Here is an 11,481-nt window from a genome sequence, read left to right on the forward strand (position 1 = left end):
GGCGCCGCTGCCCTCGCGCATGCTGTCGAGGTGCTCGCGTCGCTGGACGAGGATGCCTGGCTGACCCATGAACAGGCCCTCCGGTCTGCGTTGACTTCCGGACTCGAAACGCTACCGGGGGTCACAGTGCACCAGCTTTTCCCGGACAGTGCCGACCCCATCGGGGTGGTGAACTTTTCGGTGTCCGGTTACGACGCCGGACTTGTCGCCGCGTATTTGTCTGCCGAACACGGGGTGGGCCTCCGCGATGGCAAGTTCTGCGCTCATCCCCTACTCAAACGGCTCGGGCTGCCGTCGGGTTCGTTGCGGGCCAGCGTGGGTCTGGGATCCCAGCTCGCGGACGTCGAGCGGCTGCTGAGCGGCCTCCGGTCCCTCCTGGCCGATGGTCTCACCGCAGATTATGTAGTGGACGAGGAACGCTGGGTACCGGCCGCCGAGACACGAACCTTTCCGGTGTGGGCTCCCCACACTCCGGGGACGGCGGGCGCTGCGCCGTGCTCGAGGGACTAGCCTCAGCAGCTGGTGGGCCAGGAGGCGATTGACCGGTGCGGGATAGGCTTGGATCCCACCCATCGACAACAGGAGCGCACAGATGCCCCGCGGCGGCCCACGTCTGCACGACACCCGGCGAGTCCACCTCGCCGGCGGCTACCTGGACGGTGGTGCGCAGTACGACCGGGTCCGGCCCGGGTATCCCACCGACATTGTTGACTGGCTGATTCCCACCGGCGCGNCCGCCGCAGCCGACGTCGGCGCGGGCACCGGAATCTTCACCGCAGAACTCGTGAGGTGTGGGCTGAAGGTGACCGCCGTCGACCCCTCGGCGGACATGCTGGGGGTCCTTAGCACCAAGCTCCCCGCTGTGGTCGCTGTCGTCGGGACCGCCGAGGCCACCGGCCTGCCAGCTTCCTCGGTCAATCTGGTAACCATGGCGCAAGCCTGGCACTGGGTTGATCCGGTGGCAGCCACCACGGAGGCTGCACGGATCCTCACACCGGGAGGCCGCCTGGGACTGATCTGGAATCAGTTGGATGTTTCTTTGCCGTGGGTGCACCGGCTTAGCCGGATCATGCATGCCGGAGATGTCTACAAACCGGATCATCGGCCGGCGATTGGACGGGAGTTCGGGGCGCTTGAACAGCGATCGGCGCGGTGGGCGCAGCCGCTGGGCACCTCAGATATCGTCGACCTCGCCAAATCCAGAAGTTACTACCGTCGGGCGGGTCCAGAGATTCGGGCCAGGGTCGAGGCCAACCTCGACTGGTACCTCCACGAACATCTGGGATTCGCCGCCGATGCTCAGGTGGAGTTGCCGTACTTCACCCATTCCTGGCGGGCAGACCGCTTGTAAGAAGACCGGAACACTGTTGCTAAGGCATGCCAATGAGTTAGATTTAGGTATGCCGAAACTTTTCGTTCCGTTGGTTCTTCTTCTCGTACTGGCACTCACCGGCTGCGGTGCCAGCCCGGCCGTGCAGGCGAGGCCAGCCGACGACGATGACCGCCCGCTGGTGCTGACCACCTTCACTGTGCTCGCGGATCTGGCAGATCAGGTGGGCGGCGGGCACGTCAGGGTTGATTCCATCACCAAAATCGGCGCTGAAATCCACGGCTACGACCCGACGCCGTCGGACCTGGTCAACGCTCAGGACGCCGATCTGATTCTCGACAACGGTCTGGGCCTTGAGCGCTGGTTTGAACGCTTCCTGCTTTCGGTGGATGCCCCGCGCGCGGTCCTCTCCGACGGCGTCGAGCCGGTCGACATTCGCTCTGGCGCCTACAACGGACTGCCTAACCCCCATGCCTGGATGTCCCCCGCCGCTGCGCAGATCTACGTTGACAACATCGTGGTGGCCCTGACGGACCTGAGCCCACCGCATGCCAACGATTTTGAAGCCAACGGATCCCGTATCAAGGCCGAACTGCAGTCCATGCTTGACGAGCTACGCGCTGCCTTCGCCGACACCTCAACCCCTGCCCTGGTCACCTGTGAGGGGGCCTTCTCCTATCTGGCGCGGGACGCGGGACTCGACGAGTCATTCATCTGGCCGGTCAACTCTGACGCTGAGGGCACACCGCGGCAGATCAGAGAGGTGATCGGTTTTGTCCAAACCAACGAGGTCCCGACCGTCTTCTGCGAATCGACTGTCAATCCGTCGGCGCAGGAGCAGGTTGCGTTGGCCACGGGCGCGGAACTGGCCGGGCCGCTGTACGTCGACTCGCTGTCCGGTCCGCAAGGCCCGGTTCCCACCTTCCTCGACCTCCTCCGGTACGACATCAAAGTAATTACTGAAGGGCTGGCCCCATGACCTCATCCGTTCCACCGCAGGCCGTCACGCCGGGAACCGAGGCGGTTGCGGCCATCTCTGTCTCCGGCCTCACCGTCAGCTACAACGAGGTGCGGGCACTGAGCGACGTCGACCTCAATCTGGCGAAAGCGCGCATCTGCGGGCTGATCGGCGTCAACGGGTCAGGCAAGTCAACCCTGTTCAAATGCCTGATGGGGCTGGTCCAGCCGCAGTCCGGCGCCGTTGCGATTTTCGGCAAAGACCAGCGCACCGCCCGGCGTAGCAACCTCGTGGCCTATGTCCCCCAATCCGAGGACGTCGACTGGACCTTCCCCCTCTCGGTGGGCGACGTCGTCCTGATGGGCCGCTACGGCCGAATGCCGCCGTCCCGCCGCGCCAGCCGTGCGGACCGCGACGCGGTCGACGCCGCACTGGAGCGGGTCGGCCTGACCCAGCAACGCAACCGGCAGATCGGCGAATTGTCCGGCGGGCAGAAGAAGCGCGCCTTTGTTGCCCGCAGCATCGCCCAGGACGCGCAGCTACTGCTCCTCGATGAACCGTTCGCGGGAGTGGACAGGACCAGCGAAGCCACGCTGGTCAGTCTGCTCCAGGAACTCAGGGACGAGGGACGGACCGCTCTCATCTCCACCCACGACCTCGCCGGGATCCCCGAGCTCTGCGACGAAGCGGTACTGCTGCACAACCGGGTCCTCGCGCATGGGCCGCCCTCCGAGGTGCTGACCCATGAGTTGTTGGCTCTCGCGTTCGGGCCGCTACCCACGGCAGGTGGCGCCTCTCGTCCCCGACCCGCACCCGCACCCGCACCCGAAGAAAGTTAGACCACGCCATGGAAGTCCTCAATTTCCTCACCGAGCCGCTGCAATACGGCTTCCTGACCCGCGCCCTGATCGTCACTGTCTGCGCGGCGGTCGTCGCGTCGGTGCTGTCCTGCTGGCTCATCCTGATGGGCTGGTCGCTGATGGGCGACGCCGTTTCCCACGCGGTGCTGCCAGGCGTCGCCCTGGCCTACATCATCGGCATCCCCTTCTCCATCGGCGCCTTCGTGTTCGGGGCCGGGGCGGTTGCGCTGATCGGGCTGGTGAAGTCGACCACCAAGCTCAAGTCGGACACCGTCATTGGGGTGGTTTTCACCGGACTTTTCGCCTTGGGGCTCGCAATTGTGTCCCGTACTCCCTCCCAGGTTGACCTGATGCATATTCTGTTTGGGAACGTGCTGGGTGTAACCAACGGGGAACTGTGGCAGGTGGTCGTCCTTGGCGTGCTGACCCTCGCCATCGTCCTGTACAAACGCCGCGACCTCACACTCTTTGCCTTTGACCGCACGCATGCGCACGTGATCGGGCTGAATACCCGGGCGCTCTCCACCCTGCTGCTGGGTCTCCTGGCGCTGAGCGTCGTCGTCGGCCTGCAGGCGGTGGGAATCATCCTGGTGGTGGCCATGCTCATCACCCCCGGCGCCACAGCCTTCCTGCTGACCCGCAGCTTCGACCGGATGCTGATTATCGCCTCGAGCCTCACCGCGGCCGCGTCGGTCGCCGGCATCTACGCCAGCTATTACCTGGACATCTCGACCGGTGCTGCCGTGGTGCTGTCCCAGTCGCTGGTCTTCGTCCTGGTGTATCTCTTTGCCCGGCGAACCGGGGTCCTCTGGCAGGCGGCAAGCCGGCGTCGGTTGCGCCGCTACTCCTCACAGGAAAACCACACCCGGACTCGGAGAATCAACACCACTGGCGTCCCCACGAGAAGTGAGACCTGAGATGGCACAACGGACAGCTTCGGCGCTTAGCGCCGGGTCAACGAGCGTTCAGGACTATGTGAAGGTCATCTATACCTTCACTGAATGGCAGGATCGGCCAATAACCGCCTCGCAGCTTGCGGCCCGACTGTCGGTAGCCAATTCCTCGGCATCGGAAATGGTCCGCAAGCTGATGGATCTGGGCCTGGTGAGCCATGAGCCCTACAGCTCAGTCGAGCTGACCGCAGATGGGCTGCATCTGGCGTTGACGATGGTACGCCGTCACCGTCTTCTGGAGACCTTCCTGGTGAACGAACTGGGCTATCAGTGGGACGAGGTTCATGACGAGGCGGAACTGTTGGAGCACACTGTCTCCGACACGTTCATCGAACGCCTCGACCGGAAGCTTGGGCATCCCGGGAGAGACCCGCACGGGGATCCGATCCCCACCGCCGACGGGAAGATCACCCTGCCGAACGCCCATGCGCTGGAGGAGCTCGACGACGGGCACCGCGGCCGTATCACCCGGATCAGCGACGCAAATCCGGAGCTGCTCCGGTTCCTCGCCGCTGAATCCATTGCCCTTGACTCTCCCGTGCAGGTCCTCCAGCGGAAACCGTTCGGAGGCCCCTTGGTGGTCAGCGTCGGCGATACGGGCACCGCAAGGACTTTCGATTTCGGCGAAGAGCTGACGACTTCGCTGTGGATTGAGACTGATCAGGTTCATGCCGGATGCCGCCTGCCCGAAGCGGCGGTCCGCTAGCCCCCGACTAGGAGCGCACCGATGGCGACGCCAGCCGCAGCGGCAAGGAGCGCCAACGTGGCTGTCCCCAGCCCGTTGACGACGGCACTCCTCAACTGGCCGCTCTGGATCAGCCTGGCCGTTTCGACACTCGCGGTGCTGAACGTGGTGAAGCCGCCGAGAAATCCGACGCCCACGATGAGCTCTGCTGCCAGGGGGACCTGCTCGCCGAGGGCCAGCCCGCCCAGCAGCCCCAGCAACCCCGAGCCCAGGATGTTGATGGCCACGGTGCTCCAGGGGATCGCCGTCGCGAACCGGGCCCGGATGGTGCCGTCGAGCATGAACCGCGCGACGGCACCGGTGCCGCCTGCAACACCAACCAGCAGGATCAAAAGTACACTCACGGGAGGTCCATCTCCGACCTGGTGTCAGGCCGGCCCTGTCTACCTCTGGCAACCGCTGCACCCACGCCAATCCCGGCGAAACTCAGCAGGACTCCCCCCAGGAGACTGACTGCGACGTACGCGGCGGCGAACCCGCTGGCGCCGTCTGCGGCCAAGACGATGGCTTCCAGGGCAAACGCACTGTAGGTGGTGAATCCCCCAAGGAACCCTGTTCCCAACAGAAGCCGCACCATCAGGTACCCGCCACGGTCCGGACCGGTACGTAGCAGGCCCTCCAGTAACAGGCCCAGCAGGAATGACCCGCCCAGATTGATTGCCAGGGTGGGTAGCGGCAGGTCCTGCGGGGATGGAACCACCCCATTCAGCCAGACTCGGCACAGCGTACCCGCCACACCTCCGGCGAACACCAGGGCAATGAATGTCACGCGCCGGTGGGGCGGCCGGTCCATGACGACCGCGGACGGCTCACCCTGATCTGGTTTGGACACAGCGCACCTGCCTCTATCGAGTGTCAAAGGCAGGAACCATCAGCCATGGTGGCGGTTCGGGCAGCGCCCCGGCGGGATCCATCGCCGTAGCCTCGACTATATCGGATTGCCAGTTGGACCCGGTAGGCGGTCCAGCATTAGCCGTCAGCAATTCGAGGATGCAATGATCACTATCAGCACAAGTTGTTCCACCCCATCTACCCGCACCCATCTAGCCAAAGGTTCCACATGACAACGCTGGGGATCGAAGAAGAGTACCTCCTGCTGGACCCGGCCTCGGGGTTGCCGGTGTACCGGGCCAACGAGGTGCAAGCCCTTTTGGAACAGTCGCCCACGATAGAGGCGGAGGACGTTCAGCGTGAACTCCTCAGTTGCCAGATCGAGACTGCCACCCCTGTCTGTCATACCCTGACCGAGGCCGAAGAGTCCTTGCTGCACTTCCGCCGCCGGATCTCGGCCGCCGCCCGGAAGGCTGGCGTGCGGGCCACCGGCTCGGCCACCGCTCCACGCATTGAATCGGCGTACCCCACCCTGACCGATAACCAGCGCTACCACCAGCTGCGTGAAAGCGCCCGAGGCATTGTGGCGGATCAGTTTGTCAACGGGCTTCATGTGCACGTGGGAATCCCTGACAAGGAGAGCGGCGTGCAGGCGCTCAACCGGATCCGGCCATGGCTGCCGGTCATCACCGCCCTCAGCACCAATTCGCCGTATTGGCTGGACCGGGACAGCGGCTTCGCCAGTTGGCGGGTGATCCATTACCGTAGGTGGCCGATTCAGGGATGCCCACCAGTCTTCGCCGACGCGGCCGACTATGAACGTCGCATCGAACGACTGGTGGCGACCGGGGTGATCATCGACCGCGGGGTGCTGACCTGGATGGCCCGCCTGTCGGATGCGTATCCCACCCTGGAGGTCCGGACCGGCGACGCCCAGCTGGAGGCCCAGGACTCGGTGCTGCTGGCTGCCCTGGTCAGGGGTCTCGTGTCGACGGCGGTCCGCGACGCCGAAGCCGGACTACCTTTCCTGGATCCCGACCCGGAGCTGCTCGACGCCGCCATGTGGCAGGCGGCCAGGCACGGGCTCGCCGCAGACCTGGTCGATCTGGGAACCGGAACCTTGATTCCTGCACGCGAACAGATGGGCCGGCTGCTAGCCTACACGGCGGATGCTATCGAGACGGAGGGCGATACCGAGTGGGTTGCCGCGGGACTGGACACGGTCTGGGCACGCGGTACGGGGGCCGAGCGCCAACGCCAGGCGATGGAAACCGGCGGCATGGCGTCCCTGTTGGAACTCTACAGCTCGGCGTTGACCGCCGAACGCTAACCCGGCTTCTGGTTTGCCCTGCCCTCGGCCAACCGTTGCAGTGTCCTGTTGATCCGCGCCTCACGGGTGGCCTGACGTTTCGCTGACGCGATCCACAGCGCATACTCGCGCTGACGTGAATAGGAGAGGGCTCGAAATGCATCCTCTGCGCCGCCAGCCGTGAGGGCTGCCGACACATCATCGGCAAGTTCAACGACCCGTTCGCTGGTGTCGAGTGTCAGCGACACCCTCACCGTATCGCCCGTGGTTTTGCCGATTTCCGTTTGCACATCCGATCGGACCAGGAGCAGATGGCCGTCACTGTAGGTGACCAGCGAACCGCGGTAACCGATGCCGTCGAACGCGGCCCTGACCGGGATCCTCCCGCTCGCACCGAACGTTTCGGGCACGCTATGGGGGAACTGAACAAACGATGCCGACCCAGCTACGGTTGAGCGCTGGATGACGGCATCGAACTCGATGGGGCCAGGATCTCGAAAGTGGGCCATTCCAGAAGCTTAGCGAACTCGTCTAGGGCCGAGCAGTCTGGAGTACCCGAGCCTCCCACGGCCGCAACCGTCCAGTGTCATCGGCGCCTCCGTCCGGGTAGTTGCTCAGTAGCCGTTTTCCCTGGCCAGCGCCCTGCGGCAGGATCAGGTTCTCCCCCGATACGTTCGCGACCACGGTGAGAGTTTCACCCTCGTGGGTCCGGGTGAACGCGTACAGGGTGGGGTGGTTGCCTTCGAGGAGGTTAAACCGCCCGAGCCTCACCACAACGCTGTCATGGCGCAGCCGGATCAGCCGCTGATAATGCCGAAAAATGGAGCGATCCGAAGCCCGGTCCGCTTTGGCGTTGATGGTGGGGTAGTTCGGGTTGACGCTGAGCCAGGGCTCGCCCGTGGTGAAGCCTCCATGCGTGGCGTCCGACCACTGCACTGGTGTCCTGGCGTTGTCACGGCTCATGACACGGATCGAGGACAGCACTTGTTCCGGGTCCAAGCCCAGCACAGCCGTCGCCTCGTTGAAGTAGTTGATGGATTCCAGGTCCCGGAAATCATCGATTGAGGAGAACGGCACATTGGTCATGCCAAGTTCCTCGCCCTGATAGATGTAAGGGGTTCCCCTGTGCAGATGGAGCAGTGTCGCCCACAGGGTCGCGGACTCGTACCTGAACCTGGTGTCATCCCCGAACCGTGACACCAGCCGCGGCTGGTCATGGTTGTTCAGGTACAGGCTGTTCCACCCGGCCTCCGCCAATCCCGTCTGCCAGCGGTTCCAGGAGGCCTTCAGGTCACCCAGGTTCAGCCCCCGGTAATCCCATTTGCCGCCCGGCCCGTAATCCAGGCCCACATGCTCGAACTGGAAAATCATGTCCAGCTCGCGGCGGGCAGGATCAGTGAAAAGCCGGGCCTCCTCGATTGTTGCGCCGGGCATCTCTCCCACGGTGATCAGCTCAGCGGTCCTTCCGGCGAAAACCTCACGGTGCATTTCCTGGAGGTAGTCGTGGATCCGCGGGCCGGAGATGAAATGCGGAGCACCGTCGCCCCACAGGCCGCCAGCCGGCACTCTCCCGTCCGGGAGGGTCTGATCCTTCGAAATGTAGTTGATGACGTCCATCCGGAAGCCATCGACACCGAGGTCGAGCCACCAGTTCATCATTTCGTAGACGGCGGCCCGGACTTCGGGGTTCTCCCAGTTCAGGTCTGGTTGCTGGGGTGCGAACAGGTGCAGGTAATACTGCCCGGTTTCTGGATGGAGGGTCCAGGCGGGACCGCTGAACGCCGATCCCCAGTTCGACGGTTCGGCCCCTTGCTCCCCAGCGGCGAAGCCGTCGCGGGGGTCCCGCCACCAGTACCAGTCCCGTTTGGGGTTATCGAGTGAGGAGGACGATTCCCTGAACCACTCGTGTTCGTGGGAGGTGTGATTGACCACCAGGTCCATCACGAGCTTCATCCCGCGGCGGTGCACTCCATCAAGGAGTTCCCCGAATTGTTCAAGATCCCCGAATACCGGATCGATGAGCCGGTAGTCGCTGATGTCGTAGCCGTTGTCGTGGTGCGGGGATTGGTACACCGGAGAGAGCCAGAGAACATCCACGCCGAGCTCAGCCAGATAGTCGAGTTTACCGATGATGCCGGGCAGGTCGCCGACGCCGTCGCCGTCGGAGTCGGCAAAGCTGCGTGGATAGATCTGGTACACCACCGCGCCGGTCCACCAGGCCGGCTCACTCGGTGTCGGCTCTTTCTTCGCTTCGCTCACGGGGTTAGCGCCCTTCGTTCCGGCGGACCATTCCAACAATGAGGCAGATCAATCCCACTGCCAATGGAATCAGGGTGTACAGGGTGTGGGTTCCGCCGACAAAGCTCATGTAGAAAATGAAAATGAAGGATCCGATCACCAGAATCAGCCCGGTGTTGACCAGGAAGCGACCTCGATTGGGCGGCGGCAGGGGGGGGAAGCCAGGGTGGTGGATCGTCCGTCCAGTTCATACCGTCAGTCTACGTCCGGCTGGCGGTGACCCAGCGCGACTGCCGGTGTTAACGACAAAACGTCCCTCCCCCAAAGGGTAGGGACGTTTAGCCGTCGGGCTGTTTCGTGGAGATGGCGGGAATTGAACCCGCGTCCGATGCAGTGTAGTCAGGGCTTCTCCGGGCGCAGTTTGCGTCGGTTTTTCTCAGCTTCAGCAGTTCTGCAAACAGACTGCTGCCAAGCTCAGTTACATAAGAGTCCCCCGGAAACCTGTAACAAGTTTCAGGAGCAGTGGCCCTCTAAATGACGCCAGGATCCGGGACGAGAGCATTCCCGGGCTGACGGACTTGGTCTTACTGCTTAGGCAGCGAGAGCGAAGTCAGTGCGTTTTTGTTCGGCACTTATATTTTAACAAGGAGCGTTAACGAGATAGCCTTGTAAATCCTCGGCCCGCTTCCCCTGTCGCGACTAACATCGTCGAAACCTGTCATCCCCGTGTGTAGTTATCAATGTACTTCTCCCCGAATTGCTTCGGGTCTACCAGTATAACGCACCCTCCCCAGCGATGTATTCCCGGGTCGGCCCCACGTCTGGACTAGAGGGTAATCCCGAACATGACAATGGGCGACTGCCACAGGGTGACTACCACAAACGACACGGCCACGAAGGCGAGGCCCAGCGCGGCGAGGGCGGTTGTCGCTGCCTGCTTGCGCTTGAAACTCCACCAGAACACCAGGATGTTCATGAGTACCAGCAACGGCGCCACCCAGATGATCAGTTGGGCCAGGTACAGGTAGATCAGGAAGAAGAACGGGATCAATGCGAAAATGCCCACCGGAACGATTGCCAGCAAAAGCAGCAGATCGATCAGGGCGACCAGCGTGACCCACCAGGGTCGACGGTAGCGCAGTTCTGATACGTCGGGATCCTCCCTGGGTTCCTGCGCATCCCAGAAAACGTCGCTCATACCTTAGCTGCCCCGGTTCTTGTCGCGCATGTCCCGCAGAGCTTCACGGTTGTCTTGTTTTTCCCGCAGGGTCTGACGCTTGTCGTAATCCCGTTTGCCGCGTGCGACAGCAATTTCGACCTTCGCGCGTCCATTCAGGAAGTACAACTGAAGCGGCACCAGGGTGAATCCGCTTTCCCTGATGCGCTGGGAGATCCGGGTCAGCTCGTCCCGGTGCAGCAATAGCTTGCGACGACGGCGGGCTGCGTGATTGGTCCAACTGCCCTGCGTGTACTCGGGAATGTGGATGCCCTCGAGCCATAGTTCGTCATTGTAAAAAATGGCGAACCCGTCCACCAGGGACGCCCGCCCGGCCCGGAGCGACTTCACCTCGGTGCCCATCAGGGCGATGCCGGCCTCGTAGGTATCCAGCACCTCGTAATCGTGCCGGGCCTTCCGATTGGTGGCCACTACCTGTCGGCCACTTTCCTTGGGCACGGTACAACTCCTTCATGTCTGGGGGTCTTGCTCCTGGCTCACGCCTAGGGGCCGATTTGCTGTCCCCTCAGTCTACGGCGTCGGTGACTACAGCAGGCCCAGCGGGTCGACCAGGCTGCCGTTGAGCACCGTTTCAAAATGCAGGTGACAGCCGGAAGAGTTGCCGGTGGTTCCAGTGCGGCCGATCAGCTGACCGGCGCTGACCTTTTGCCCCGGTGAGACGTCGAAGCTGGAGAGGTGGTAGTAGTTGGTCGCCAGCGCGTTGCCCTGGACCACACCATGGTTCAGGACAATACGGTTTCCGGCGCCGGAGAGCGCGTTGGAATCAGCAAACCAGACTTCGCCTGCTGCGGGAGCGTAGAGCGGGGTACCGCAGCCCACACCGTAGTCGAGGCCCGTATGGGTGTACCCGCCCGACCCGTTGAAGTCGATGGTGCCGACCGGAGTTGCACGCCAGCCGAATCCTGAGGAGATGGGACCGCTGACAGGTGCCCGGAGACCGAACGCTGAAGGACTGCCGGATTGAATCGGCGCGATTGGCCTGACCGTGGCCGGGACGATTGGTTCAGGCGCGACTGGCTT

The 11,481-nt window shown here is 63.3% G+C and carries 14 protein-coding genes, 1 other RNA gene and 1 riboswitch; of the genes, 7 read left to right on the forward strand and 8 right to left on the reverse strand.

Annotation, left to right across the window (positions count from 1 at the left end; all coding sequences use genetic code 11):
- From K728_RS0111120 to K728_RS0111145, 6 genes are all read left to right on the forward strand, one after another.
- The coding region (locus tag K728_RS0111120) for an aminotransferase class V-fold PLP-dependent enzyme (protein WP_024476754.1) at window positions 1-510 on the forward strand (510 nt) is incomplete at its 5' end.
- Between the two features lie 82 nt (window positions 511-592).
- Entirely contained in the window at window positions 593-1,351 is a 759-nt protein-coding gene (locus K728_RS0111125; protein ID WP_024476755.1) for a class I SAM-dependent methyltransferase, read from the forward strand.
- Window positions 1,352-1,400: 49 nt separating this feature from the next.
- Window positions 1,401-2,309, forward strand: coding sequence for a metal ABC transporter solute-binding protein, Zn/Mn family (locus K728_RS0111130; protein ID WP_024476756.1), 909 nt, complete (start codon window positions 1,401-1,403; stop codon window positions 2,307-2,309).
- Window positions 2,306-3,127: a metal ABC transporter ATP-binding protein gene (locus K728_RS0111135; RefSeq protein WP_024476757.1), complete on the forward strand. Its 822-nt coding sequence runs from the start codon at window positions 2,306-2,308 to the stop codon at window positions 3,125-3,127. Before K728_RS0111130 ends, K728_RS0111135 begins: the two co-directional genes overlap by 4 nt.
- An 8-nt stretch (window positions 3,128-3,135) precedes the next feature.
- On the forward strand, window positions 3,136-4,065 hold the full coding sequence (locus tag K728_RS0111140) for a metal ABC transporter permease (protein WP_024476758.1): 930 nt from the start codon (window positions 3,136-3,138) through the stop codon (window positions 4,063-4,065).
- 1 nt (window position 4,066) lies between these two features.
- A complete protein-coding gene (locus K728_RS0111145) occupies window positions 4,067-4,807 on the forward strand; it encodes a metal-dependent transcriptional regulator (protein WP_024476759.1) in 741 nt (246 codons plus the stop codon).
- On the opposite strand, the gene crcB is transcribed toward K728_RS0111145, so the two are convergent.
- On the reverse strand, window positions 4,804-5,190 hold the full coding sequence (crcB, locus tag K728_RS0111150; protein ID WP_024476760.1) for a fluoride efflux transporter CrcB: 387 nt from the start codon (window positions 5,188-5,190) through the stop codon (window positions 4,804-4,806). The two genes, K728_RS0111145 and crcB, sit on opposite strands and share 4 nt — an antisense overlap.
- Window positions 5,187-5,678 (reverse strand): fluoride efflux transporter FluC, encoded by a 492-nt coding sequence (locus K728_RS0111155; protein ID WP_237742136.1) that lies wholly within the window; start codon window positions 5,676-5,678, stop codon window positions 5,187-5,189. Before K728_RS0111155 ends, crcB begins: the two co-directional genes overlap by 4 nt.
- A 23-nt stretch (window positions 5,679-5,701) precedes the next feature.
- A riboswitch (Fluoride riboswitch) is annotated at window positions 5,702-5,773 on the reverse strand.
- Between the two features lie 133 nt (window positions 5,774-5,906).
- On the opposite strand from K728_RS0111155, the gene K728_RS0111160 reads away from it, so the two are divergent.
- Window positions 5,907-7,007, forward strand: coding sequence for a carboxylate-amine ligase (locus tag K728_RS0111160; protein WP_024476762.1), 1,101 nt, complete (start codon window positions 5,907-5,909; stop codon window positions 7,005-7,007).
- Here the strand turns inward: K728_RS0111160 and K728_RS0111165 are convergent.
- The 6 genes from K728_RS0111165 to K728_RS0111190 all read right to left on the reverse strand — a co-directional run.
- Entirely contained in the window at window positions 7,004-7,495 is a 492-nt protein-coding gene (locus tag K728_RS0111165; protein WP_019483088.1) for a YdeI/OmpD-associated family protein, read from the reverse strand. The two genes, K728_RS0111160 and K728_RS0111165, sit on opposite strands and share 4 nt — an antisense overlap.
- Before the next feature lie 22 nt (window positions 7,496-7,517).
- A complete protein-coding gene (locus tag K728_RS0111170; RefSeq protein ID WP_024476763.1) occupies window positions 7,518-9,245 on the reverse strand; it encodes an alpha-glucosidase in 1,728 nt (575 codons plus the stop codon).
- A gap of 334 nt (window positions 9,246-9,579) precedes the next feature.
- Window positions 9,580-9,950, reverse strand: a transfer-messenger RNA (tmRNA) gene (ssrA, locus tag K728_RS20645).
- Window positions 9,951-10,050: 100 nt separating this feature from the next.
- Window positions 10,051-10,422, reverse strand: coding sequence for a hypothetical protein (locus K728_RS0111180; RefSeq protein WP_019483085.1), 372 nt, complete (start codon window positions 10,420-10,422; stop codon window positions 10,051-10,053).
- A gap of 3 nt (window positions 10,423-10,425) precedes the next feature.
- A complete protein-coding gene (gene smpB / locus K728_RS0111185) occupies window positions 10,426-10,899 on the reverse strand; it encodes an SsrA-binding protein SmpB (protein WP_024476764.1) in 474 nt (157 codons plus the stop codon).
- 87 nt (window positions 10,900-10,986) lie between these two features.
- On the reverse strand, window positions 10,987-11,481 hold a 495-nt coding region (locus tag K728_RS0111190), incomplete at its 5' end, for a M23 family metallopeptidase (protein ID WP_024476765.1).

Origin of the sequence: Arthrobacter sp. CAL618 (assembly GCF_000468215.1) — a bacterium.
GTDB lineage: Bacteria > Actinomycetota > Actinomycetes > Actinomycetales > Micrococcaceae > Arthrobacter_D.

What these genes read in the sequence shown, in the direction of transcription:
- K728_RS0111160 (WP_024476762.1), top strand. Translation starts at nt 5,907, where the DNA reads ATGACAACGCTGGGGATCGAAGAAGAGTACCTCCTGCTGGACCCGGCC.
- K728_RS0111180 (WP_019483085.1), bottom strand. Translation starts at nt 10,422, where the DNA reads ATGAGCGACGTTTTCTGGGATGCGCAGGAACCCAGGGAGGATCCCGAC.
- K728_RS0111145 (WP_024476759.1), top strand. Translation starts at nt 4,067, where the DNA reads ATGGCACAACGGACAGCTTCGGCGCTTAGCGCCGGGTCAACGAGCGTT.
- K728_RS0111135 (WP_024476757.1), top strand. Translation starts at nt 2,306, where the DNA reads ATGACCTCATCCGTTCCACCGCAGGCCGTCACGCCGGGAACCGAGGCG.
- K728_RS0111165 (WP_019483088.1), bottom strand. Translation starts at nt 7,495, where the DNA reads ATGGCCCACTTTCGAGATCCTGGCCCCATCGAGTTCGATGCCGTCATC.
- K728_RS0111130 (WP_024476756.1), top strand. Translation starts at nt 1,401, where the DNA reads ATGCCGAAACTTTTCGTTCCGTTGGTTCTTCTTCTCGTACTGGCACTC.
- K728_RS0111140 (WP_024476758.1), top strand. Translation starts at nt 3,136, where the DNA reads ATGGAAGTCCTCAATTTCCTCACCGAGCCGCTGCAATACGGCTTCCTG.